The organism is Geobacter benzoatilyticus (genome assembly GCF_017338855.1).
Taxonomy (GTDB): domain Bacteria; phylum Desulfobacterota; class Desulfuromonadia; order Geobacterales; family Geobacteraceae; genus Geobacter; species Geobacter benzoatilyticus.
The window spans coordinates 289,638-315,625 of the sequence record NZ_CP071382.1; the positions used below are offsets into that span (position 1 = coordinate 289,638).

General features: G+C 62.1%; 17 protein-coding genes. 8 read left to right on the forward strand and 9 right to left on the reverse strand.

The window, feature by feature from the left end; translation table 11 throughout:
- Position 1: 1 nt before the first annotated feature.
- From JZM60_RS01335 to JZM60_RS01350, 4 genes are all read right to left on the reverse strand, one after another.
- Positions 2-1,267 carry a cytochrome-c peroxidase gene (locus JZM60_RS01335; protein ID WP_207163758.1) on the reverse strand — a complete coding sequence of 422 codons (1,266 nt, stop codon included), beginning with the start codon at positions 1,265-1,267 and terminating at the stop codon, positions 2-4.
- 249 nt (positions 1,268-1,516) lie between these two features.
- A complete protein-coding gene (locus JZM60_RS01340) occupies positions 1,517-2,014 on the reverse strand; it encodes a DUF3106 domain-containing protein (protein WP_241426324.1) in 498 nt (165 codons plus the stop codon).
- Between the two features lie 20 nt (positions 2,015-2,034).
- On the reverse strand, positions 2,035-2,394 hold the full coding sequence (locus JZM60_RS01345) for a hypothetical protein (RefSeq protein WP_207163759.1): 360 nt from the start codon (positions 2,392-2,394) through the stop codon (positions 2,035-2,037).
- Complete coding sequence (locus JZM60_RS01350) at positions 2,391-2,957, reverse strand: RNA polymerase sigma factor (RefSeq protein WP_207165397.1); 567 nt, start codon at positions 2,955-2,957, stop codon at positions 2,391-2,393. Before JZM60_RS01350 ends, JZM60_RS01345 begins: the two co-directional genes overlap by 4 nt.
- A gap of 163 nt (positions 2,958-3,120) precedes the next feature.
- Between JZM60_RS01350 and JZM60_RS01355 the strand changes: the two genes are divergently transcribed.
- The 8 genes from JZM60_RS01355 (at position 3,121) to JZM60_RS01390 (ending at position 9,782) form a co-directional block, all read left to right on the forward strand.
- On the forward strand, positions 3,121-3,606 hold the full coding sequence (locus JZM60_RS01355; RefSeq protein WP_207163760.1) for a class II SORL domain-containing protein: 486 nt from the start codon (positions 3,121-3,123) through the stop codon (positions 3,604-3,606).
- A gap of 115 nt (positions 3,607-3,721) precedes the next feature.
- Complete coding sequence (locus JZM60_RS01360; RefSeq protein ID WP_241426325.1) at positions 3,722-4,474, forward strand: GAF domain-containing protein; 753 nt, start codon at positions 3,722-3,724, stop codon at positions 4,472-4,474.
- A gap of 172 nt (positions 4,475-4,646) precedes the next feature.
- Complete coding sequence (locus JZM60_RS01365) at positions 4,647-4,787, forward strand: hypothetical protein (RefSeq protein ID WP_207163762.1); 141 nt, start codon at positions 4,647-4,649, stop codon at positions 4,785-4,787.
- A gap of 231 nt (positions 4,788-5,018) precedes the next feature.
- A complete protein-coding gene (locus JZM60_RS01370) occupies positions 5,019-5,510 on the forward strand; it encodes a cytochrome P460 family protein (RefSeq protein WP_207163763.1) in 492 nt (163 codons plus the stop codon).
- Positions 5,511-5,960: 450 nt separating this feature from the next.
- Positions 5,961-7,583: a methyl-accepting chemotaxis protein gene (locus tag JZM60_RS01375; protein WP_207163764.1), complete on the forward strand. Its 1,623-nt coding sequence runs from the start codon at positions 5,961-5,963 to the stop codon at positions 7,581-7,583.
- 240 nt (positions 7,584-7,823) lie between these two features.
- Positions 7,824-8,696 carry a ribosome biogenesis GTPase YlqF gene (gene ylqF, locus JZM60_RS01380; RefSeq protein ID WP_207163765.1) on the forward strand — a complete coding sequence of 291 codons (873 nt, stop codon included), beginning with the start codon at positions 7,824-7,826 and terminating at the stop codon, positions 8,694-8,696.
- 566 nt (positions 8,697-9,262) lie between these two features.
- The gene (locus JZM60_RS01385; protein WP_207163766.1) at positions 9,263-9,487 is read left to right on the forward strand and encodes a hypothetical protein; all 225 of its coding nucleotides are present in this window, start codon (positions 9,263-9,265) and stop codon (positions 9,485-9,487) included.
- Between the two features lie 61 nt (positions 9,488-9,548).
- Positions 9,549-9,782, forward strand: a complete 234-nt coding sequence (locus tag JZM60_RS01390; protein ID WP_207163767.1) for a hypothetical protein — start codon at positions 9,549-9,551, stop codon at positions 9,780-9,782.
- 134 nt (positions 9,783-9,916) lie between these two features.
- Here JZM60_RS01390 and JZM60_RS01395 read toward each other — a convergent pair whose 3' ends face one another.
- Genes JZM60_RS01395 through JZM60_RS01415 form a run of 5 tightly spaced genes read right to left on the reverse strand, consistent with a single transcriptional unit; the run spans position 9,917 to position 25,978 of the window.
- Positions 9,917-14,011, reverse strand: coding sequence for a hypothetical protein (locus tag JZM60_RS01395; RefSeq protein WP_207163768.1), 4,095 nt, complete (start codon positions 14,009-14,011; stop codon positions 9,917-9,919).
- A gap of 25 nt (positions 14,012-14,036) precedes the next feature.
- A complete protein-coding gene (locus JZM60_RS01400) occupies positions 14,037-19,397 on the reverse strand; it encodes a hypothetical protein (protein ID WP_207163769.1) in 5,361 nt (1,786 codons plus the stop codon).
- Positions 19,394-20,290 carry a hypothetical protein gene (locus JZM60_RS01405; RefSeq protein WP_207163770.1) on the reverse strand — a complete coding sequence of 299 codons (897 nt, stop codon included), beginning with the start codon at positions 20,288-20,290 and terminating at the stop codon, positions 19,394-19,396. The genes JZM60_RS01400 and JZM60_RS01405 overlap by 4 nt, the downstream gene beginning before the upstream one ends.
- On the reverse strand, positions 20,274-22,751 hold the full coding sequence (locus tag JZM60_RS01410; protein ID WP_207163771.1) for a hypothetical protein: 2,478 nt from the start codon (positions 22,749-22,751) through the stop codon (positions 20,274-20,276). Before JZM60_RS01410 ends, JZM60_RS01405 begins: the two co-directional genes overlap by 17 nt.
- Positions 22,748-25,978, reverse strand: coding sequence for a poly-gamma-glutamate biosynthesis protein PgsC/CapC (locus JZM60_RS01415; RefSeq protein ID WP_207163772.1), 3,231 nt, complete (start codon positions 25,976-25,978; stop codon positions 22,748-22,750). Before JZM60_RS01415 ends, JZM60_RS01410 begins: the two co-directional genes overlap by 4 nt.
- Positions 25,979-25,988 lie beyond the last annotated feature (10 nt).

Genomic DNA, 25,988 nt, shown 5'->3' on the forward strand with positions numbered 1-25,988 from the left:
GCTATTTCCCGTATCCGTCGGTGAGGGTCTGCATGAAGGCAACGAGGGCATCCTCCTCGGCATCGGTGAGGCCCAGGTTGCCAAGTTCCGAGGTGTTCATATTGAGAGCAATCTCGGGAAGTGGCCAGCACGTTACTTTCTCCCCAGGCGAACCGGACGCGCAGGCGGGAAGCACGTCGCGGGTGTTGTAGAAGTGGACGATTTCCTTGAGGCTCTTGAAGTAGCCGTTGTGACCGTAGGCCTTCACGAAATCAGGGGATGGGCGCATATCAACGTTGCGCAGGGTCGGCACCTTGTGCTTGCCGTAATTGGTCTTGGCATACTGGCTGTAATCCATCCGGGAATCAAGGAATCCGCCAAGCCCCAGATCAACCCAGGCGGCACCGAGGGGGTTGAAAGCCGTCTGGGTGTAGAAGGGGTTCTCGGGGTTGCGGGGAACCCCCAGGTTGTCGAAGGTATAGTCGGTAAAGAGAGGCTTCTTGCCGGTGTTAACATGGCAGCGGGCGCATTTCCCTTTGCCGTTGAATACGGCGAGCCCCATCCTCTCCTTGGGGGTAAAGGTCGACTTGCCGGCCAGGTAGGCATCGTACTTGGAGGTGAAGGCATTGGACTCGGCCGAACCCTCGAAGGCCGCAACGGCCAGGGCGATGTAATCGTAGGCCGTATCAGACCTGGTTCTGTTCGCCGAATCAAGGGCCACCATGCCACCCTCCATGGTGCAGACGGCCTCTACGTCAGCGGGCCACTCGATGTCACACGATCCCGGCCAGAGATCATCCATGTCCCCACCGTAGGACGCTTCACAGACCCGGTAGACCACGCAGGCCGAGTCGGGAAGGGCTTGCTCCAGCGGGTTCAGGAACGGCCCCTGGGCCTGATCGGCCGCGGGGTTCCCGAGCTTTTCGCCGGTGGCCCGGCCGTCCCAGAAATTACCACCAACGAACATGCCGCCTCCCTGGCGAACGTACTTGAATATGGGTGCAGTGGTGGCATAGGCCGATGAGGGCGGCTTGCGGTTGCCGAACCGCCCGGCAATCGAACCTTCGTACACAGCACCGTGGGCGTTGAAACTGTCACTGGGGCCGGTCCACCCCGCCTCGGGGGCATGACAGGCAGCGCAAGACTGGTTCTTGTTCAGAGAGAGGTCGGTGTCGAAAAAGATGTCCTTGCCAAGTTGCTCCTTATCGGTCAGCCCCGCTGCCCCTACGGCACCAGCCGTCAGGAGCAGGAGCGCCGCCGCTCCGATAATGCTGTGTCTGGTAACCATCCCTGGTCCTCCTTTGAGAGAGTCTTCCCTGCCCCTCCATGGTTCAACACCCCTGGACACCTCCATTTCCGACCAAAGAGGATTAATCCTGCAACATCAGTCTTTCAGCAGGGTTAGCACATCACAATGTAGCTTACCGGTACGGTTTGTCAAACGGGACAGCATGTTTTACCCACAACGGACAATCCAGCGCGCAGTGGGGAAAAAGACAAAAAACCCCGGCAATTCTGCGCCGGGGCCACTTGTTCTTCATCTATTTTCCAGATAGTTTCGCCTTTGCTCTGGGGTCATGGCCCGGTAACGGTCCCTGAGCTCGCGCCGCTCTTCACGACTCGTCCCCCGCCATTTCTCACGGAGCATCTGGCGCTCCTCCGGGGGAAGCTCCTTGAACCAGCGGTACTTCTGGCGGATCCGCTCCTGCTCGGCCGGCGGAAGCTTGCCGAACTCCTCGGCGCGGTGCCTGATCCGCTCCCTCTGTTCCCGTGGCATTTCCCGCCAATGACGCGACTTCTCACGGGCAGCGTTCCGCTCTTCGGGCGTCATGGCCCGCCACCGCTCAGCCCCACGGCGCAGCCTCTCCTGACGCTCCGGAGAAAGGGATTGCCACCGCTCCTCGAAAGGCTTCAAAACCTGGCGCTCCTCGGGGGTAAGCCGCTCCCAAGACGCGGCAACTGCATCCCCCTCAGCCAGGATGGCCGCCATTATGATCCCCGCAGCCATAACCACTGCAACTTTCTTTCTCATCATCGACTCCTCTTCCCTGCCCGCTAGCCGTCGTTTTCCTGGGCCGCCAGCCAGCGGTAGAACTCAATATCCTCATAGAACTGCATCTGCTCCTGAGCCGCGACAATTTCGATATCATCGGCCGTGGCAACAGTACTTTCCCCGGATTGCCCGCTCATCCAGAGACTCACGGCCAGGACCGCTGCGACGGCCGTGGCTAACCCGCCAAATGCAGCCCATCGCGGGAAGCGGAACCATCCCCGGCTCTCTCCTGCCGCCTCGACGGCGTTCAGCCGAATAGCCCGGAGTTTTGCTGCCGTCAGCTCATCAATGGCATCCACGCCTGCGTCAAGGTGACTTTTAACCAATTTCGCAATACGCTCGTCACTTTTTTCAGGTTTCATGATGCAAACTCCTCAAGAAGATCGCGCAACGTATGGACCGCTCGCGAATAATGGGTCTTCACGCTACCCTCCGAACATCCCATGGCAAAAGCCGTCTGGGCCGTATCGAGCCCTTCCCACGCTCTCAGGAGAAACGCCTGCCGCTGGCGCAAAGGAAGCCTGCTAACCGCAGACTCGATGGCAGTCCCCAACTGGCGGCGCTGCAAGCTCGCCGCAGGATCGGGCAAGCTCTGGTCAGCAACGTTTTCCAGCGGATCACTGCCATTGTTATCCTCTTCTCTCCCCCCGAACCAAACGCGGAACCGGTTTCTTACGCTCGAATGGCGGTGCCAGTCGACGATGCGGTTCTGGAGGGTCCGGTGGAACAGAGGCGCCCACTCCCCATCCGGCTTGCCGGCATAGCGGCTGACGAACGCAAGCATGGCATCCTGCACCAAGTCGAGGGCCTCATCATCGTCCGAGGTGGCGAGCCGCGCCATGCGGAAGGCTCTCCGCTCAACTCCGGCCAGGAACAGATTTAGAGTTTCATTGGAGTCCAGCCGCTCCTCCTTGCTCTGCTCAATTTATATTTAATAACGTCCGAAAATCGCCTGGGTTGACACAACAAACTTTAAGCCGGCTCCGGCCGTTTTGTCATTGTAGACTCCATTGACATTGAGATGCCAGGATTTAAACTTTCAAATGCTCATTCAAGCCGGCACCATGAAACGGACGACGGGAGGAATCATGGACAGGAGGACCTTTCTGAAGACAGCGGCCCTGGGGGCAATGGTTGCGGGAATTACTCGCGAAGCGGCGGCGGCCGCCGAAAAGTACTTCCCCGTCAAGGCGGACCAGAGCCTCTTCGCCGCCATCAACCGGGCCAAGGATCCTGCAAAGAAAAGCCCCCTTGAACAGAAGCACGTGCCGGTCATCAAGGCGCCGCCCTCGGTGAAGGCGGGCGAGCCGTTCACGGTGGAGGTGACGGTGGGTGAGGTGGTTCACCCCATGGGGCCGCCCCACTGGATCCAGTTCATCGAGCTGAACGTGGGCAATGAGCCTGCCGGACGGGTGGACATGCATCCCCGCGGCTTCCTGAATCCAAAGGTGACCTTCACCGTAGTGGTTCCCAAAGAGGCGGCACCCGCCGGGAAGATAACGCTCCTGGCGTTCGAGCGGTGCAACCTCCACGGTTACTGGGAAGGGAGCCTTGATGTAACGGTAACCTCCTGACCGACGGCTGCCCCGCGCCGGAAGAACTGCTGGAGCGCCGTTAGCTGACATATCCCCAAGAAAGTGAGATGCCGTCATGCAGACCGATTCCAATTTTTTTGTAAAACTTGTGGGGATGTCCACATTCCTTGAACAGCAGGAGGACCTCGACGAGAGCCTCAACGATTTTGCCGCAATGGCGGCGAATATCATAAACGTGGAGAACTGTTCCATCATGCTCTTCCGGGAAGGGGATAAGGCAGGTGACTTCCGCCTGCGGGTATTCGCCAAGACCGGATACCTCCCCGAAAATGCCTTCCAGGAAGCCTTGAAGGTGAACGACGGCATCGCCGGCCGGGTTGCTGCCACGGGCCAAGCCATCCTCGTGGAGGACATCACCAGCTCCCCCTACCTGCCCCTGGCCCGAGCACCGGAAGGGGCCAGCAAGTGCTTCATCTCAGTACCAGTCATGATCGGCACCAAGGTTGTCGGGGTAATCAACCTGACAAACCCACGGGATGGCCGTTGCTTCTCGGATAATGACCTGGCCCTTGCCACCTTCGTGGCGCTGCTGGTGGGTAAATCGATCCAGGTGGTCCAGCTCCAGAACGTGCTCCGGTCCCGCTTTGCCCAGATGGCCATCTCCAGGGAAACAAAGACCCTGGTTGCAAGCAAGGTGACTGAATTCTACCAGGACCCGGCACGGCTGGCACGTATCGCGGCAAAGACCTTCTATCGGGAGATGACGCGGGCCGGCCTCGGGACCGAGCACATCCTCAATGCCGCAACGGAAATCGTCGGTCTTCTGGGTGATAACCTCAAAAAGCATAAACGGCGCATGGCGGATACGCAGACAACGGCTCCCCAGGAACCGGCCGGCGAAGCCTAGCGCACACTCATGCCTCCCTGGAGCAAAACATCACATCGTCACCAGGCCGTCACCGTCTCCTAACAAACCGGAATTATTTGCATTGGCCGCTTGCGCACAAAATTACGGCCGCTATACTTTTTTTGGTCATAAATAATCAAAAAACTCATTCAACCATCAAGCAGTCTCACGGATGAGCGCTGCGCGCCAGGGACGGCGCACCACCACCTCCCCCATTCCGCCGATCCTTCCAAAAATCTACGGCGTTCTGTCGCTTATCAACCCCCGTCATTCCGCCCCGGCAACGCCTCAACATGACTGCACCCTATGCTGAACCGGCCAACGAGGGAGGATGTCATGGGGGAGAAAACTGAAAAATTCGGCATGGGATAGTTGCCAGATTACCAAGACTTCAGGGACTACGCACCAGAATAATCAACGGCAAAGCCATTGATCGCCAAGGCCGTGGTGCCCCCCCCCTCAAGGCGGTCCCCACGGAAGCAGGCCTGCGGCCGTGGTGCTCGCCGGCATATCTTCAAGCCCTGACCAGAATCCGGAGGTACTTATGAAAGCCATAATTGGAGCCATCATCGTTGCGTTGCTGCCGGTTGTCGCCGCAGGCGGAGAACGCCCCGTGGCCCCCAACGGCATCCCCATCATGGAGGGATACCGGAACTGGCAGGTAATCGCCCCCTCATACCGGGAGGATAAGGGGCATATCCGGGTTATTTTTGGGAATGACATCGCCGTAAAAGCATCGAGGAACGGAACGCTACCCTTCCCCGACGGTACTGTGCTGGCAAAGGTGGCATGGACCGCGGCCAAGCACCCGAAGTTCCCGGTGGCCACCGTCCCCGACCGGTTCGTACAGGTGGAGTTCATGGTGAAAGACGCCAAAAAGTACGGCGCTACGGGGGGGTGGGGCTTTGCCCGCTTCGTGGGTGACAGTCTCACCCCCTACGGCAAAGACCCTGGCTTCGTGCAGGAATGTTTCGGCTGCCACACGCCGGTGAAGGGGAATGATTACGTCTTCACCGGCTTTGCGCCCGTCCCGTAAGAAACCGCTGCTTGCCGGAATAGTTTCCCTGTGGTTTAGCGGAATTTCCCCACAATGTGTCAATTTGTGTCGTCGCACTAATTATGCAATTTTTGCGCATAAATAAAAACAATATACAACCTTTATTTGCGCATAGAATATTCATAAATAATACTGAAGTTTTATTTTGCCGTTACCGATATGAATCCAAAGTCGGATTTTTCCCAGGCGGGATTCATATCGGTGCGGAGAAATCCGCAAACCTAGAACCCGCAAGGCTCCACATACCATCACCACCCCTCCCGACTTATTGCTTACAACTAATGGCACGGATAGTGCTTAGCGGACGCTAATACATTTCGCGATTCGCAGCTAGCCCATGTTGTTGACTGTATTGGCCACGGCAGACATTTAATGCTCCACGATAACCTCTAATGGTGAGGCGGAGAACTGACTCGGAGGGGGAATGACATGTTGAAGAATGTGACCATTGGCACAAAGCTGGCGTTGGGATTCGGGACGGTTCTCCTGCTGCTGACCATTTTCACTGCCGTCACGGTCGGTTCGCTGCGAACCGTAGAGGTAAGCATCGGCCAGATGAAAGGTGAAAGTCTCCCTTATGCCCTCCTTGCCGAGGAGATGGCATTCGAGGTGATTCAGGTCCAGCAGTTCCTTACCGACGTGGGAGCAACCCGCGAGCCGGATGCCTACCGGGAAGCTGAAGAAACGGCAGCCGGCTTCCGCACGGGGGTTGAAAAATTCCGGGAGATGTTCCAGCGTGAGCACGACGAGAAGGGGCTGGCGGCCATCAACGATATGGCGCAGGCGTTCGACTCCTTTTACACCCTTGGCAAGCGAATGGCTGATGCCTACATGAAGGAGGGGACCGAAGGGGGAAACCGGACCATGCGGGAGTTCGACGCGGCCTCATCAACCCTTGCCGAAAAGGTCCGGCTCTTCAAGAAAAGCCAGGTTGACGAAGCAAACGCCATGGCCGGACACATCGAGCAGTCAACCGGGAGCGTCGAGAAGCTACTCCTGGGACTGGGGATAGCCGGTCTCTTTATCGGCATCCTGGTTGCCTACGGCATCACTCGGAGTATCCGCCGCCCCCTTGCCACCACCGTGGACGCCATCGGAAGGATAGCTTCCGGTGACTTGACGGTACAATTACCGGACCACGGCACCAACGAGATCGGAATCCTGGCGGGCGCCATCAACAAGATGACCGACGACATGAACGGGGTATTGAAGGCACTCTCTCAAGCATCGAACCACCTGTCATCATCCGCGGCCGAACTCGTGGCACAGGCAGAGCAGATGGCCTGCGGCGCCGAAGAGGTAAGTGCCCAGACCCAGGCGGTTGCCACTGCCAGCGAAGAGATGGCTGCCACCGCCCATGACATCGCTTCCAACTGCACCATGGCAGCCAACAATTCCCGCATGGCCAATGAACAGGCAGCCACGGGAGCGGGCGTCATACGGCAGACCGTGGACGGCATGCACCGCATCTCCGAAAAGGTGCGCCGGTCGTCCGAGAAAGTTGAAAATCTGCTGGCCCGCAGCGAGCAGATCGGACAGATTGTCTCCACCATCGAGGATATTGCCGACCAGACCAACCTCCTGGCGCTAAATGCGGCCATTGAAGCGGCACGCGCAGGAGAACAGGGCAGGGGTTTCGCAGTTGTGGCCGATGAGGTCCGGGCGCTTGCCGAAAGAACCGCCAAGGCAACCCATGAGATTACCGGCATGATCCGCTCCATCCAGCAGGAAACCGGAGACGCCGTCAAGGCCATCGAAGAGGGGGTGTTGGAGGTCGCAGACGGCAGAGAAGGGGCACTCCAGTCATCGAGCGCCCTGAAGGAAATCATCAAGCAGATCGAAACGGTGACGAACCAGGTGAATATGATCGCGGTGGCATCGGAGCAGCAAAACGCTACAACCGTGGAGATTACGAACAACATCCAGCAGGTGACCACCGTAATCGAAGCATCGACAAGAGGATCCGAAGAAACCGCCATGTCGGCCAAAACCCTCTCCAAGCTGGCCGAGGAGTTGCAAGCCCTCGTGGGGCGCTTCAAATTGGCAGCATAGACACAGGTAGACAATTCGTCGGGTAGTCCCTGGGGCGGGAGCGTTGCGACAATGTCAATACGTCCCGCCCCTCGCCTATTAAAAAGGCTCGCCATCCCATAAACCAGGCTTAACGCGTCCCGCATTTCCGACATGCATCGTCACGTGCACGGAGGATAGCTTTGTTCGGGGAAGGTGTGGTACTGTAGGACAAGGCGCAAGCAAACCGCCATGACTACGTGAAGTGGAAAGAAAACGAATATGACGATCAAGTGGTACCCCGGTCACATGGGCAAGGCCCAGGAACAGATGTCAGAGGCAATTCGGAAGATCGATGTGGTCATCGAGGTTCTTGACGCCCGCCTGCCCGCCTCCAGCTCAAACCACCAACTGGCCGAGATGCGCCGCAACAAGCCGTGCATAAAAGTGCTGAACAAAAAGGAACTCGCGGACCCCGACGTGACCAAGGCGTGGGTCCGCAATTTCGAAGCGGAATCCGGAGTGCGCGCGCTCCCGCTGTCGGCGAAGCAGCACAGCGAAGTGAAGCAGCTTATCAAGCTCTGCCAGCGCCTCGCGCCCAACCGCGGCAGACCGGGCCTGCCGGTGCGCGTCATGGTGGTGGGCATTCCCAACGTCGGCAAGTCCACCCTCATCAACACCCTGGCGGGCAAATGCGTGGCCAAGGTCGGCGATAAGCCCGCCATCACCACATCATCCCAGTTGATCGACCTGCGGAACGGCGTCACCATATCCGATACGCCGGGCCTTCTCTGGCCCGACATGAGCGACCAGGTTGCGGCCTATCGCCTGGCGGCCAGCGGCGCCATAGGGGCCAACGCCCTTGATTACACCGTCGTGGGGCTCTTCGCCGCCGACTTCATGATGAAACGTTACCCGGCGCTGCTGCTGGAGCGGTACAAGCTTACGGAACTCCCCGGCAACTCGACCGCGCTCATAGAGGCGGTCGGACGCTGCCTCGGCTGCATGGCCCCGGGGGGAGTGGTTGACCTGCATCGTGCCGCCGAATCGTTTCTCCGGGAGCTTCGCGCAGGCAAAATCGGCCGGATCAGTCTTGAGGAGCCGGGAAAAACCGACGATGACGCGGGAGCCTCGATCCCACTGAGTGTCGCCTGAGCCTTTGGTCAATCCGGGAAGTTGGATCTATCCGCTGTATATTTCATCAATACCACAAAACGGATTATCGCTCTCCAGGACTGATCCTCCCGAAAATCACACGCCCCCGGATTTACTGCAAACAATTAACACCAACTCACCAAACACCTTGAACCTGCTGCGTTTTTTTCAAAGAAGGACCAGCTGGTGCTTCCATGTTACAAAACGTTCCCTGGCAGCGATTCAGGCGCCTCAACCACACCCAATAATAAATTTATACTTTCCCAATAAAGGCGTATCTTTTTTTAAGGCACCTCTACAATCACGATTATTTTCAACAATATCGGTAAGTTGCAAAACGCGCTATCTGTGAGATAAAACTAACCTTCCCTCGTCTGTATGGCCGCTCTATACAATTTCCCCGTAATTCATCTACCCAAAACCCTGAAACTTAAAAAGCGCCAACCAAATAATGCCGTATTTACGAGCTGTTACAAATTTAATAATTTTTTTTCATACAAATGGCACAGCCGGTGCAGTTATAAAGTCAAACACAACCGGTTACCACCGGAAAAAAGGAGGATGCCATGAAAGCCATAGCCAATGCACTGATCGTAACGATAGCCTCCGCTTCTTCAGCCCTTGCCGCCAGCGGCGCAGCCGCCGACGAAGGCGGATTCCTCGCCCCCCTGTTCCTGGCCTTCGGTGCTGCAATCATCGCTTTCCAGGCCATCCCGGCAGTCATGCTGCTCGGCTCCATGGTAAAGGGGTTCTTCTCGAAAAAGGCGGAAGCAGGAGCGAACGCCCGCTAAACATCAGGGAACAACCCGGTCAGAGACCGGAAAGATAAAAGAAACGGGAAAGGAGTCAGTCATGAGAGCGAGAACTTTGTTAAACACACTGGCAATGGTAATGGGAAGCGTAACATCCGCTCTGGCGGCATCGGGAGCACGGGAAGACAACAGCGGCGTGTTCGTGTGGATTTTCCTCGGCTTCTGCGCCCTGATCATCGTGGCCCAGATGGTTCCGGCAATCCTCACCATGGTCGGAGCAGCAAAAGGTGTACACGAAAGCTTTGGCCGCAAGGCTGAGGTAAAAAACAACTGACAGGGAATTCCGCGAAGCGGCAGAGCCAATGCGCGGAAGGAGAACATGAATGAGACCCTGGAACGAATGAGGCCGTCCCCCATGAGCGGGAGACGGCCTCTTGTTTTATCCTACCGGCCGGTCCGTTTCAGATACTACCTGAGCCGCAGGAGCTGATCGCCCAGCCACCCTCCCTTCTGGCGCCGGATCAGGGCCTGCAGTTCGATGGCGGCGCGCTGGCGGCTTATCCTCTCGTTGACCAGGTCACGATATATGCGGTCGGCGGTCTTGCGGCGCCTGATGGAGTCGCCGGCATCGAGAAATGCTTCCACGACATCAATGATCCTGGTCATCAGGTTGCGCTTTCGCGTTGCGTTCAAGCCGGCAGCAATCTCCCCCATGGCGACATCCAGATTGGAGACGATAATCGAAAATTCAGCCTGGAACTGCTCGCTCTGGGCAACGGGCAGGTGGCGCATGACATCCATGGTTTCGCGGACATGTTCCTCACAGAGGAAGCCGAACCCCTGGAAGGCAGCCAGGTCGGCCAGGGCCCGCGAAACCTGAGCCGGGTTCTCGCTGGAGAGTTCCTCGCAGGCGGTGTGGCAGTGATCCCAGGCCTGCCAGCGGTAGACGAAGTCGAGACCCGTTCCCTTGATGTTCTGGAGCCCCATGATACGGTTGGTGAAATGGGGCGGCGTCTCTTCGCAGATGCGGTTGATTAGCTGTTCGCCGGTAGCGTGATGGTCTTCGATCACCACGATTCTCTCCTTGAACCATTTCCTTATCAGCTCCCGGAACTCCCGATCCAGGGCCTGGCGCTCGCCCTCCCCGGCCCCCTCAAGGCGCTCGGCCAGACGGCGGTATTCGTCGAATACCCTCCGGTCCCGCTCGAAATGATGAACGGCATGTTCCACATGCTGGAAGCCGGCCCCGGCCAACTGCTCCCGGAGCACAGCAGAATCGGTCCCTGCAAGCGACTCCACGGAGAGCCCGCTTTCGGCGATTTCACCGCCAAGCATGGCAACGAACCGCGCCGCCAGGTGCTCATGGCCAGTGGGGATACGCTGCCGCCGGGCCGTATCGCTCAGGATGTCAAGCGGCGCCGGGGCGGCAGCGCCTCCCGTATCGGGCCAGAGGCTCAAGCCGGCAAGGTGCTCATCCAGTGCCCGGTCCAGGTACCCCATGAGGCCATGGAGGTTGGTGCCGATCAGGAAATGACGGTCGGCGCTGATGTCGTCCACCAGTATCTGGGCGAAGACCTTGGACCGGGCCACGCGGTCGGCCCGGTTGTTGACCACGGTGGTCACCCAGGTCCCCGGCTCGTCATCGGGGTGCATGAGATCAAGCCCCATGCGCCGCCAGTTCTCGAGACAGCCGTAGCGGTCGTTGGCGGACATGCCGTTGATGAACTGAAGGCGGCGGGAGCGCAGCTTCGCCATCGGGTAAGCCTTGAGTACGCCGATGTCCGGTACCACCCGTTCCGCCATCTCCTTGAGGGCGAAGTCCCGGTCGAAACCGAGCCGGTCGGCCAGGGAAAGCACAAGCGCCACATTGTAGGGGTGCTCTTCGTAGGGAAAACGATGGAGCACATCACGGGTCAGGAGCCCCACCTCCAACCAGCCGACGGAGGTGATGCCGGTGCCGGCCCTGCGGGCGGCCTCATCCAGGATGGGGAGCATCTGCTCCTCGCTGGTTATGAGCGTGGAATTTTTCGGGATGAATTCCGTCATCACCCGGGGGATGTTGATGCCGGCCGGTCCCTGGATGTCTTCGTGGTCCGGGAAGGTATTGGTGATGGTGGCAATATCGTCGCGCATCCAGCACTGCTGGAGGATGTTCACGTAAGTGGGGGTCAGCCCCATGCACTCCCAGAGCAGAACCTCGGTGTCCAGCCGCTCCGCCAGGTCCATCACGTTGTGCTGCTCCCAGATGGTGGCCTTGTCGTAGGGGCGGAAGATGAACATCTCCCGCAGGTTATCGAAGGGGAAAGCGTGGAGAATCATCGCTTCGCAGCCGGTGGTCTTGCTGACCACCCCGAAGCCGTTGGCGGTGAAGAGGGCCGCCTTGAGCCGTTCCGTCCCCGATTTGCCGCGGGTACCCCAACCGCCGATCACCAGCGGGATATTCCGGCGGGCCCGGCGGGCGGTCCTGGTCAGCAGCAGCCGCTCGCCGAGGAAAAGGGCCAGGAGAATCAGTGCGAAAATCCCCAGGTCCTCCAGGGAGTTCTCATAGACGGAGAGGAAATAATCCGTTGCCCTGGCCACCAGATCCGGGTCGATGAACGGAATTGCCAGGGGGAAGAAGCGGCTCACCGTCTGGTCGGCAGGCTCATTGCCATCGGCATGCGGGTAGAACCGGACGGTAAAGCCGAGCCGGGCCATGGCGTCCAGGTATTCGGTGGGGGGAGTAAGCCCGTCCGGGTGCCAGTTGCGCAGCCGCCCATAGCGTGCAAAGCGGAGCGTAAGCGTCAGAGCCGCCCGCAGACGTTGCATCGGCGAGCGGGGGGGCGTGATTTCCGTAACCCCTTCGCTGGTGACGGTCTGCGCCGTCCCTCGCGGCAAAACGCCCTGCAAAGCCGAAAGGAACTCGTCGGGAAGGGGGAGATAGGGACGCCATCCCCCCTCTTCCGCAATGAACAGCGGTTCTCCGGGGACTTTGGTGGGGGAGACCTCCGCCATTATTGACGAAGGGGTGCGGATATCGCCGGAGAAATGGCGTCCCACCGTATGGCTGAACGCCTGGCGCTTGTCGGGGGTCGGGGTTCTGAGTTCGTGGATGAGCCGCCACCAACTGAAACGGAACCGGTGCCCCTTGACTATGCGATACCGGCCGCCACGACGGGACAGTTCGCAACCGAAACCTTCCTGGCAGAGCAGCGCCACTACCCGCGCCACAGTGCTTTCATCGTGGGAAGCGGTAAGCTCCGCGGGGAGAGTGCGCCACCGCCCCTCCCCCATGGAGGCGATTTCCCGGGCAAGGCCCGCACGGAGCGCCCGCCGGCCGGGGTCTGCAACACACCAGAGCCGTTCTTTTGCCTGGGCCGCCCACCGCCTGACCGGCAGGGGAAATGCCTGCCGGTGGAGACGGCCGATACCGGGCAGCAATGCCTCGCGCCAGGCATTCACCGCAACCTCGTCGCCCTGTCCGGCCAGAAGCTCTATTCCATCACCGGCCACCTTGAGGCAGACCCGCAGCACAAAGGGATCATCATCCGCCTCCATGACAAGGCTGAGAAGTCCCGCGCCTCCGGGGGCAAAGGCGCTGTCTCCCTTCAGGGGGAGGACGGCCAGCACCGCCGCCGCCCTCACCTTGGGCGAAGGGTCCCGCAGGGCAATGCGCTCCAGTAGAGCAGAGTCGTGGCGGACGGCCGAAGCGACGGCCTGGCGCACGTAATCGCTCGGGTCCGCCATGACCACAGGCAGAAGATCCGCCAGAGACGGGACATCGGGAAGCACATCACCAAGGATCGACACCGCCCGGCGGCGCACAAAAATATCGTCGGGCCGGGAAGACGGCTCGCCAAGGCGCTTGCGGAGCGCGGTTTCGAGGGAGGGGAGAGAGAGGCAGGAGAGCAGGTCCAGGGCCACGGACTGTAGCCACACATTCTGGCCGGATTCCAGGGCGCAGCGATACACGAACTGAAGGGTCGATCCGCTGACGCTCTCCTTCCGTCCCTCGGGGGGGAGGCACCTGATGACTGTTGCAAGGCAATGGAAAGCAGCCTCGCAGACCCGGTTATCCCCATCGTGAACCAGGAGCGGGACAACCTCCTTTTCGATGGCAATCCGCTGCCAGAAAAACCGGGCCTCACCGCTGCCGGCCTCGGTAATCCCCCTGGCGGCGACGGCGCCGAGGCGGCCGAGAATGAAACATATCTGCCGCTCAGTCTCGGCAAACCGCTTCCGGAAGCGGTCCATGAGCCCATCGTGGCCGAACCACCGGTCCAGAGCCTTTCTATCCTCCTCCACGTCGCGCTGGGAGGCGCCGAGCTCTCTGCAGAAAACCAGAATGTGTTCCCGCTGCTCATTTTCATCATATGACCGGTTGTAGCGGCCATTGAAGTCGTCCCTGAGGGTGCGCAGGACCGAAAGTCGCGCCTGCTGCCCGGAAAGTGAGGCCATGAGAAAATGAATGGCCTGCTCGACAGTCAGGGGCTCAGACACCCCGGCTGCGGCCACCCAGGCAGGAAATTCCGCAGCCAGCGCATCGACCAGCTTGGAATGGAGGCGCAGATGGAGCGGGGACATTCCCTCCGTGATGTATGCAATGATGCTACTCGGGTTCATAGGCCAATCCGTTGTTCCGCGATGTTGGGATCATCCGCTGCCGCAGGTCCCTGAACTCGATCTCGCCGGGATAGAAATCACGGAATCCCCTGCCGTTGTCAAAGTGCCAGGTGAGAGAGAGTGCCCCGGTAAAATCACTGGTCTCGAAATGCCAGTTCATGGCGGCGCCCAATTCAAACCTGTCCAGATTTTCGAGCCACCGGTTATAGATGAACTCCGCGCCGATGCTGTTGCGGGCCATGGTGCCGGAGCGGTCGCCGTCTTCGAAATAAAGGGTATGCCGGTAAAGGGCATTCGCCTGGAAATCCCCCAGCAGCTGTTTCCACCCCATGGAGAGGGAGAGATGGTCGGGGGAAAGAACCTCGTCAAGCTCGTTGGTGGTAAGCGACAGGCTTCCGTGCCAGAGGGTGTCGAGCCAGGGGCGGTGAATGAGGGACTCGGACAGGGAAACCCCTTGCCGGTGATCGGCCTTGTAACGGGTGAAGATATCCTGGTCCACTTCCTCCCGCAGGTACCTGTCGGTATCCGAGAGGCTGAGAGCCCTCCCGAAGATGGAAATGGCCGGGCGATGCCAGGTTTTCGGATCCAGCTCCCGCATCTGGGAGATGCCCCCCTGGAGAGTAGCCGCCCACTCCGTCGACTCGCCGAGCTCATGGTCCGGGCGCTGCAGGTAGAGGCTGCCACCCAGGTTCCAGGAAAATGGGGTCTGGGTCCGGGGGAGCCCCTTGACCGCGGCCCGCACCCCGATGGTTGGCCCGCCGTATTCCCTGGAGCGGGCGAGGGCGCCGGCTTCGTAGTAGGTACGCTCGCCGTTGAAATAGCGGTAGACGGTCTCCCCCTCCAGGAAATGTTCAGGGGAGCTGTCTTCCTCAATCCCTTCCTGAACCGGTTTGCGGCGCGCCAGGGCCACGGTGCCCGACCAGGTGCCATCCTCCTGGTGGCCCAGGACAAAGGCATCGGTGAGCCGCACGGCAGCAGGCTCAGGCGGGGAGGCAACGGTGACTGCCGGCGGCGGTACCGGCTCCTGCCTGATATCTGCGTAGCGGGGCGGCAAAAGAGGCTTCTCGGCAACGGACGCATGGGTGAAGAAGCGGTAGAGACCCTCGCTCCTCCCCGGTTCCGGCCCGACCTCCACCTGCTGGAGTCCGGCGGCCACCATGCGGTAGTTGATGGTGGTGATTCCGTCGCGCAGTTCATCGATCCGGAGGACGGCGGGCCCCTCCACCCGGAGACGGACCGGCTCCCTTTGCGTGGCAACGTGGTAGGGGCGCTCAATCTTGTTCACCACCGGCGTATAGCCTCCCGCGCCGCGCCACGACCGGGCCGGTCGCTCCCGCAAACCCACCCGCAGGAACTGGTCTGCGAAACGCTCCTCGATCCCGACCCGCACCACATGCTCCCCGTACGGAACCGTGAGGGTGACCGTGCGGGGGGGATCGCCGGCCCGCAGCGTCAGGCGCCGGGGAGTTTCCCGGTCCAGCCGGTACGAGACCGCAAGGGGCTGGGGAGAGAGGTACGCCAGTTCATGGGCGGCAAGGGTCAGCTCAATGACGGTGGCGGACTTGTTGACCATGGTGAACACCATCTGCCCCATGTCCGCCAGGATCTGCTCATTGGCAGCCGCGGGAGGAATGAGCGCCCGGCGGATGCGGAGCGCCGGGGTCTCCGGGCGCCACCCGGTGACCTCAACGGAACGAAGCCCCGCGCTCGATGCCACTGCCGTGACCGGAACCCAGCTTCCGCGCCTCGACAGCCGCTCCACTAGCGGCGTGAGGCCACGGACCCCCCCATGGTTGGCAGCCAGTACCCGGACAACGGAGAGGGCCGGCAGGTAGTGATCGGGGCTCTGTTCCGCCACCCAGAGGAGCTGAACGGCACGGCCCGCGATATCCGGGTTGGCGGAATCCGCGGCCAGGGCAAACAGGCCGGAGACGTCCCCCCTCCCCGCGAGTAGAGCCGCCTGTTCGTCGTTGCCGACGGCCCGGGGTGGCCTGAGGGAAGCAAGCTTCTCCAGGGCTTCGGCACGGGACGGGGTTGGCGCAACAGCAGTCCGTTCGCCGCCGGCAAGGAGTTCGCTCCGGGTGAACGGCAGGATGCGCGGCGCAACTCCACCGTCACGGGGCACCATGATGACACGCTCCGCCAGGGGTATAGTGTCGGTATCCCGTGGGGGAATCGGCGCATAGAGACCATCCACGGCAGCGGCAAGGGTATCCGGGGTAACCGGTGGAAGTGCCGGGCAGGGGATTGCGGGGCGGAAGGCATGGACCCGGACAAGGAGATCCAGCGAGCCTCCCGACACCTGGAGCTCATGGATTCCCGGCCCCAGGTCGATCTCCCGTTGGACCCCGAGGCCGGCGGCGTGCCCGTCGTCTCCCACAATGGCAAGCCCCTGGGCAGGCATATTTCTGGTTATGGGTTGCACGTAAAGCCGTTCTCCGTCCCGGACCTGCAACCACCCTTCCAGTGGGGTGCGGGAATCGGCGGAATGGAGCGGCCGGGCTTCGACCCGGATTTTCACCGGACCGGCGAGGCGAAGTAGAACCGGCTGCGCCGCCGTGGCCCGAAAGGCGGGGAAACCGGTATCCCTGGCAACGTTGCTCAGGGTGACCGCACCGGCGCAGGCGGCAACGGCTCCCGTTTCGGGCTCCCATATCCGTGGACCGGGATGGTCGGCCTGCCACTGCTCCCAGTCGGCTACGGCGCGAAGGCGCGATACCGAATCCGCATCCATGAGTGCGGCACGAATCCTTACTCCCTCTTCCAGATGCCGGGCACGGGCATTTCCCGAGGCACCACCGACGCGCAGGGCTTCCAGGGCCTCGACGTAACGCCCCTCGCCCATGGCGCGCAGCCCTTGCCAGAGGGACCGCTCTTCTGCGGCGGGGGCTTCCGCCAGGACCTTTTCGAAACTTTGCCACCAACCGAGACGGAGCGCCGCCTGAAGCATGGCCCCGCGGGGGCGTTCCGCCGGGGGGAGCACGAGCAACGCCTGGAGCGCCAGTTCCTGTTCGCCGGCCTCCAGCAGGGTCGCGCCAAGGGAGCGCAGCAGCGAAGGCTCCGGTTTCCGGAAAAATGCCGTTGCCTGGAGGGAAAGGAGCGCATCAATATCGTTTGCGGCCGCATACCGCTGCTCCAGGGCCGCCATGGCACGGGAGCGGGTCTCTTCATCGTCGCCGTACAGGAACAGCCCCCGGAGCCGGTGTTCGGCCAGGTAATCCTCGTTCAGCCCAGTAAGGGCGTCAATCTGTCCGAAAAGCGCATCCCTGCGGATGGCGCCGGTGCCGCTCCGTGCCGGGATGCTCCACGATTCGAGGGCCGTGAGCCAGTCCCCCTCCCCAGCCGCCAGCCGCGCGGCCCTGGCCGGGAATTCCACATCCGCAGAAGCCGACGGAGCCACGGAGGCCCCCTTCGCCGGAGGAGCGACCGACGCGGTGTACGACCGCTCCAGGGAGCGGATAAGCCGGGACAGGGGGAAACGCTCGCTTTCCAGATCCCTGCCGGCCATGGTCCGCCCATCCATCGGAGAGGCAAAGGATTCCGAGCCGTTTTCCGGGGAGGACTCCAAAGCCGGAAGCTTGACCAGCGCCTGGTACTGGGTGTCGTACCCAATGGCGCTTTCCGCCGCCAGGAATTCAGTCTCGGCAAGCCGGTACGGCCCGGAGGCGCGGTACTGGACGGCAACCGGGATCTGGGTCTTTGAAGCGCCATCCTTCCATATCCGGACCGTCCGGACCTGGGGAGGGAGTGGAAGCTCCGTCACCGCCGCGTCCAGCAGCGGGGCAGGCGGCCGGGAAGCGGCAAAGGCTCCTCCCAGGGTCACCGGGGCAGGAGAGTGATGATTATCCGCCAGCAGGAGCAGCCCCGCTTCGGCCGGCGAAACGGGGACGGAGCCGTCGGGAAGCACCGGCGAAGGCGCCAGGAGAAGCCGCTGGGGCAAGGCGTCATCGAACTGTACGGCCAGTTCTGCCCCTTCCTTCAGCGCCTCGGCCGGCACAGCCACCCGCAGCAGGGACGGCGCGAAGCGGGGGGGAAGACGGTAGCTATAGGCCGCGCCGCTCCCCTCCGGCGCATTGAGGAAAGTGCCGCCGGCAAGCATCCGCACCATCTCCGCCGTGTGCTGTTCACCTGCAATTACGCCGGACGGATGGGAGTCGGGCTCCGCAAGGCGGGAGGGAATGAACCAGCGGAACGACGGCGAAGCCGAATGGGTGGCCGTATCGGGGAAGAGGTCCCGGTAGAAGGTGTGCATCCCGGCAAGCTCTTCGGCACGCTCACGGACTGCGGGATAGTCGGGGCGCTGTCGGCCCGCCTCGCGCATGAGCGCGGTGCCGACGGCTCCCCCGTCCCGCCGCCGGTTGTCCCGGGCAATACTGATGGCCGGAGGGAAGTCCCCCTCCACCACCCGGTCGGCCGAAGGGACGGGAGCATTCTTTTGGGGGACAAGGTAGTCGGGGCGCTCCTGGACGAGAAGGCGGGCAAGGAGAGGGACGGCCGCCTTCAAGGTAAGGGTGTGCTCTCCCGCCGGGATGTCCAGGTAGCCGGTCTGCCGCCGTCCCAGGATATGGCGCGGGTCTCCGCCGTCATGGCGTGACGGCTCCTTATCGGGGCCGGTCTCGAATTCGAGAAACTGGGGCGCCTGGTTGTCCAGGGCCGCCTGGACCCGGTAGGCGAAGGAGCGGCGGGATTCCTGCGCCGGATAGACCATGTGGTTCTCCAGGGCAACCCTGACCGGCCCATCAACAGGTATCGAAACGGCACGGGACTCCGGCATGCTCCAGAACTGCTCATCCCCCGGCTGTCCCGGCCTGCCGATCCGGACCTGGTCCAGGGGAAGGGGGATGAGCCGACGGTAGGGGGCTATCTCCCCCAGGGGCTCGCGGGAAGAGATGTAAAGAGCTACGGCAAGGGGACTCCGGTGCCGGGACGGCCTTTCGATACGAACCAGAAGCGGCGCGGGGGATGACGGGGAGAACACCAGCGATTTGCCGTCAACCGAGCGGACTCCGGCGTCGTGGCGGAAGAGCCCACCCCCGGCGGAAAAGGAAACTTCCAGGCCGTCGGCGGCAAGGGGGCCGTCGTGGGAATCGATGCGCAGAGTTTCCCATGCCGGGAGCCATACAGCTGTCCGCTGGCCCGGCTCCAGTTTCAGCAGGTGCCGGGGAGTATCGTCATCGCGCACAGGATCACTCCCCTCCAAAACGGCGGGTGCCCCTTCGACGTTGTACCAGCGCAGGGGGAGGCCGTAGCCCCCAAGAAGCCTTGACTGGACCTCGTCGAGGGGGAGCGCGGCCGCCGGGAAGAGCACGACCGCAGCTATGATCGGGATGACGCGGCGCAGGATCACCGGAGCGCCTCCTCAAGGCAATGATTCATCACTGCCCGCAATGATGCCTTTTTTATCAACGCTGACCTGAAATCGCCGCTCAACTCCAGATGGATGAAGCGGCTGCTCCCCGCATCCGCCATGAGCCGGCCGATGGTGTTCGTGGTCCCCCCCAACTCCCGCACGTCGGTGGGGTAAACCAGGACTTTCGCGTCGGCCTTCGACCCGAGGCAGGCAGCAGACTTGCGGACTCCGGCAGTGGCGGTTCTCGTCCCCGAACTGACGATCACGTCGGCATCGGCTACGCGCCTGTTTTTGCGTTTTTCCGCCTCGAAGCCGTGGAACTGCGCCACGGTCCCGCGGGGGACAACTCGCAAAAACGCACTGGTAAGCGCGGTAAAATAACTGCTGTCGATGTGGGCCAGATCGGCGTCAACCCGGCTCCCCCCCTCGTCATACCAGCGGGGGACGGTGTTCCATGCCGCCACCATGCTCCCCCCCTCCAGGGCCATGTCGAGCCCGATCTGCCGCGTCTGCTCATCCTTGAAGCTGTGGGGCATCTGGAGCATGAGGGGGAGCCCGCCCCGGCGCACGAGGAAAAAGCCGCGGCCCCGCCGGTGCCCCTCCCGCTCCCGAAGGAGCATGAACCGTTCCTTCCCTTCGGAGATTTCCAGCAGGTCGAAGTTAAGCTGCCCCCACCCTTCCTTCAGTTTGGCGGCCGGCTCCCCCTTCAGGGTACGTGCGAAAAGCTCCTCGGCCCGGCGCAGTTCCTGCTCGCCGGGGTGGCGGTAGACGCCGTCGCGGCTCGCCTGGCGGAGCAGCTTGCCAATGCCGGAGCTCTCGGCCACGGCAGGGAGCGCTGCGGCCACGGCCGTCGCGATCACGATGGCCCTTGCCCTATTCAGCAATTTCAATGGACCGTACCTCCCCTTCGTGGCGGATGACCCGGCGTGGTGCAATGCCGGGAGTCGTGCGGGACAGGAGGAGATACCCCCCGGCCGGTTTATCGGTGATGACGCGGATGCGGTAGCGCCCCGGCGGCATATCGGCGCCGAAGGGGAGGTAAATCGGCTCGGCCCCCAGGAGGGTTCCGCCTCCCGTCCCCAAAGCCTGGGCCTTTTCCCCATCATCGAGACGTATGGTGTACCGCCGTTCGGGGAAGCTCCAGCTGCTCCAGGGGCCGAATCCCCTGCGGTTCGTCTCGCAGGCCACCCGGATGACCGCCTGACGCCCCGCCGATGCCGGAGCGTAGTAGCGGAGCCCGAGGGTCTCCTCTTCGCGGGTGCCCTTCTCGTAGACAAAGCTGAGTTCCTTGCCCTGGAAGCGGTTGGCCAGCCTTACGCTGAAACTCCCCTGCTTCGGACCGATATGGTTCATGGCGAAGCGAACGCCTCCAGGGGACGTGACCAACACCTGATGTTTCCCCGTGGCAACCGGCATCAGCCTTATTTCGCCAAGGGAGCCGTCGAGGGTTCCGCTGAAGACGGTCTTGCCGTCCAGGGCGATCTTCGCCCGGAACGGTCCATTGCCGGCCCGCCGGTAGATAACGGCAGGTTCCACCTGCGCGAGACCGGCGTCGGCCTGAAGGGTGACCGTGGCCGGAGTGCCGGTTGGAATGGGGGCAAAGAGCGAGGGGAGGGAATCGCGGTGGAAGGCGATCCGCCGGTCCCAGGGAATGACGAGCCTACGGGCGAGCCACTTTCCTTCCGGATGGTAGTCCTCCCACGTGTAGCGCCCGGCCAGGAGGTCAGGAATGTCCGTGGGTGGGCGCAGCTGGGTGCCGAGGAGCACGGTCCGGTTTGCCAGCAGGAGCTGGTCATGGTCTGGATGGTAGAGGGGGAACCAGGCCGGCTGACGCTCTTCGCTGTCGTAGGAGCGGTAGTAGTCCTCCGGCACGCTGATCTCCCGCAGCAGCGACTCCGGACGGTTGTATGCCGCGGCCAGCACCTCCCCCCCGGCCGAAAGCCTGATGCCCGCAGCTCCGGGAGGCATCAGGAAGTGGAAGGGGACCGGCTCGGATACCACCGGCGCCGGCTGCTCGCCGGCAACGAAATCGTAGGGGGATGCCACGAAGGGAACGGCGAGGCTCCCCGTGCGGATGCTCCTCCCGCCGCTGTCGATGATCCGGTATGTTACCGCCAGGGGTCCGGGGGTTTTGGCTCCCGGCGCGATCACCCGGCGCAGGTCGATGCGGAACGGTGTTGGGGTCCCCCGGTCATGGGCGACCGGAAAGGCGAGCGGCGTCCCGGCGTCTATTACATAGGCTCGGAGGCTAAAGGGAACCGGGGTAATTTCCGTCTCATTGCCGCCATTCGTCAAAAACGCGCGGATGGTGAGGGGGGATGGGGCGGAAATGTCCAGAAGACCGCCGGCAAAGACCCGGTCGAAGGTTGTCCCCTTCCCGTTCCAGGGGATGGAATTGGTGGAACGGTTAGCCGGGCCGAGGCCGTACCACTTCACGGTGATGGTCCCATTCTTCGTAGGGCCGCCGGAGACCGGCTCGAAGCGGAGGATAACCCGCCCACCCCGCTCCGGCACCGGCACGACGGTCCGATGTAAAGCGTCGGCAATGAAGCCGGAAGGGGGGCCCTCGGGGAGAATTTCCTCCCCTTCGTTCTCCGTAAGGACGTAAATCTCACGGGAAACATAGTTTTGCCCCCTGACCCCCGACGGCCCGATGGGAGTCCACATCCGCGACACGATGCTCTGCTTTTCCGCTTCGGCAAGCAGTTCATTGGGATAGACGTTACCCTGGGCCAGGCGGGTTTTCTGCCGTTCGCTCATCCGCTGCCAGGTTGGGCGCAGCCGGTATTCGGGGGTCAACTCGGGAACGTAGACCCGTATCGCCACATCGCGAACGCCCGGATCGGCCGAGGCGAGCCGAAACCTGATCGAGGCGGGCTTCGCCATGCCGGCCAGGTTGATCAGCATGATGCGGGTATCGGCGGGCTGGATTTTCGGCGTGAGATAAAAGGCGGCGTTGTATTCCCGCGAGCGTTTCCTGTCGGTGAACAGTCTGAGCTTTGTCCGGTGATGGTAGACGCGGCTCTCCAGGACCCCCCCCTTGTCGTCGAGAACCTGGTACTCGATGCCGTAGTTCCACTCCTGCTCCGGGGGGAACCGGCGCTTGCGGTACTCCGGCGGGAGTCCGGCGTTGCTCAGGATTCTTACGGGATTACGCCCCTCGGGGATCGTGTATGAGGTCCACCGCCGCCGGTCCAGTTCGTAGGCAAGGCTCACCGCCGCCTCGGGGACCAGGGCGAGCAGTTCGGGGTCTGCCGAGGAACGCTTCGCAATGAGCCCGAGCCGGCCGGCGGCGGTCCAGGCACCGGCAAGCAGGAGCAGGGCGATTATGGCGTACAGTAAGGATCTCACCTGCGATCTCCGAATTCGAGCAATGCGGTTCGGGCATCGATGAACGAGGCAATCCCCTCGCGTCGCGCGCCCCCCTCGGTAAGCATGCGGGTTTGCAGCGGACGGCGGGGATTGAGGTTCGCCACCGCCGCGAGTCGGCCGTCGGGGGTCGATACCAGGAGGAACGCCTGCTTGGTGTTTATGTCAATGATACGCGAAAACCGGTAACCGGGCCAGGCTCCCTTCATGGAGCTCAACACCACCACATCCTGGCCGGCGAGATAGGCAAGGAGTCGGCTTCGCAGTTCAGGGGCAAGCCTGTTCTGCCGGCCGCTGCGCGACGAGCCGAGGAGAGCGGTTAAATCCGCCTCTTTAGTCGTAATTCCCAGCGAGAGGAACTGAGCGTCAAGACGGCGGTTTTCCGTCTGCTGCCGGTAGGTTGCCCTGGCGGACGGAGAGAGCCAGAGGATGGCGAACTCCTTGCCGAGAGCCTGGTTCAGGTACAGGGACTGGGAGGTGGCCCCCACCTCGTACCCCACCACATCCCGGGAGCCGTCCACGAACCGGGGGGACAGGCGGTCCTGGCCCAGCACCGCCATGAGGCGGCGTCCCGGCTCGGGAACGGCCGCGTCGGTTATGGCGCCGTTGCTGAAGGCAACGAGAGCGCCGGCGCCGGGAGCGGCGCGGCCGGGGTCCAGGCCGAAGGCGCGGCTCTGGATCACCATGATCCGCTCGGGGGATTCGCGCAGGATCCCCTGGCTCACCAGATTGAACAGGCTCTCCCTGTTGGCGCCGCTCACCAGGTTGGCGCTCCCGTCACGGTTGGCTGCGGGGTGAGCGCCGCCGATGAGGAGTGCCCGGGCATTGAGGCGCTCGAAGAGACTGACACCGTATTCGAAAGAGTTGACTTCAAACAGGGGCCGGGGAACCTGCACCACGTAAGGAAGCGCCCGGCCGATTCGAAGCACGTAGGTGCCCCAGTAATGGCGTTTGCCCTGTCCTTTCCGTTCGGCGATTATGAAGAAATCCTGCCCCGTGGGGATATGGTGGTAGACGGTGACGGAATAGCCGAAAAGGGAGGCGGCCGCCTGGACGGGCCGCAGCCCTTCCATATCAAGCCGCACCTCCCCTGCCCCGCGGGCGATGCCGATCAGCGGCGTCAGGACTTCGGTGTCGAACAGGAGCAGTTCTTCCAGCTTGGGAGCGATGTAGAGATCGGACCCCGGCCCGGCAATCTCCCCCTTGCTCCTCAGGATCCAATCCTGGAGATACCCGGCGATGCGCTCCTGCTGGTCCCGTCGCTCTGCCTTGTAGGCGGCCAGCAGCGGCTTGAAGATGACCCGCTTCAGGTCGTCGCCGTCCAGGACGAGTTCGGCAAAACCGGAGGCCGTGGCGTCACGCTGGACGTTTGGAAAGGGTGCCCCCACCCACTGGATTCGCAACGCGCCGAGGGACTCCCGGAGCCAGGGAAGGTTCAGCCCCGGCGGCAGGGCGGTCTTGACCCAGAGGGAGCTTTCCGGGTACTGGGGGGTTATGGATCCGGTTGCGGCCCGGAACCCGGCAATGGCCCTCGCACTTGCCGTGGTGTAGGCCCGTACCTGGAGGACGTCCCGGCGGGCCACCACGCGGTGGAACGCGTGAAACATGGTTGCGGCGCTTCTGGAAAGATCAGGGACATCACCCTTGTCGGAAGATTCGTCATAACCGGCGATAGCCAGCGCCCTGGCCCCGGACGATGCGAATATCGCCGCTCCCGCCTCAAGGGTCCCCTGCTCGTTCAGAGGCGCCGGCACCTCCACGAGGAAATGCCCGCTGCTCTTCGTATCGATGACGTAAATTCCCCACCCATGGTTTTCTTTCTTCTCGCTCAGGTAAAGGTAGCGCCCCTCCAGAAGAGTCATGCCGTAACCCACCTGGGCCAGGAGCCTGGCTGCCTCGCTCTGCCGGGTGCCGTCCCCCGCCTCGATCGATTCGGTAAGCAACTGGACGGCGCGGGAGAAAATATCCATATCGCGGGGAAGGGGGGCCGCAAGCACCCCCGGCAACCGGCTCTGGTATATGATGAGCTTGTCCGCCCTCAGGCGATCCATGAGCTTCACGTCCGGCGCCAGGGCGATGGCGGCTTCGTCTTCGCCGGACAATGCGGCGCGCCCCGGCAGCAAATCGGGGACCATGGTGAGCCCGAAGCCGATGACGCTTGCCAGGGCGATGGCCGTGACGGACGTCTGAAGGGTCACCCGTATCGTCTTCCCATAGGACTCGACCTCGGGCATTTTCATGGCCAGCAGCGTCGGAAGCAAGTAGCCGAAACCATAGGCGTCGGTCACCTTGTACTCGGGGGCCAGCCGGATGAGGGCATAGGAAAGGGCGAATTTATAGGCGTAACTGATGGTGAAGTAGAAGACGAGGCGCCTGGTCCCCTCCATGGTGACGGTGCCGAACATGGGCGCCCGGAGGATAAGAAGGGCGAGCGCCGACACCACCACTGCCTCGATGAAGGTGGTGGCTATCCGCGCCGGGCTGTACCAGAGAAGCGTCAAGAGGGAAGGAATGAGGATGCCGCTGAATTCCCAGCCGTAGCGGAGATTCATCCGGGAGGCGATATAGGCGGTGGTGAGAAGGATGATGTATGCCTTGGGGCTGGCCAGGATATTGGAGGCAAGGTCCTCGTACATGTAGCCGATGGAGCTGATGGTGAAATTGGTGAACTCCATCAGCCCGAAACGGACGATGAACCACGTGGTGAAAAGGGTAATGGTGAAAGGGATCATCCCCCGGACCAGTCCCGGTTTCCAGAACTGGTTGGCGATGAGGGCGATGATGACCAGGCCGAAACTGTGGAGGTTGTTGCGGTAATCGAAGGCGAGATGATAGGTGTTGTTCAGGTATTCGCCCAGCAGCGGCAGAAGCCAGCCGTCGAAGAATACCCGGACGATGACGCTGGCGAGGAGGATGGCGAAGAAGCGGTCCCTGCCGAAGAAATTGTTCCAGATTCTCAACCGGGAGAACTGCTCGGAGGAGAGCCAGACGAGGCCGTAGGTTGCGATTCCCTCAAGGATGATGACCCCGGCAGACCACGGCTTCAGGATGATGAGGGGGACCAGATAGCCGGGGACGATGAACCCCGACGCAACCCAGCCGAGGCGCAGGTTGAAGAAGGCGAGCACCAGAATGCCGATCCAGACCGTGGTGACAACGGAGCTGTCGAGGCTCCCCGGCGGGAATATTTCGAGAACAAAACCGCTCATGCTTTTCTAC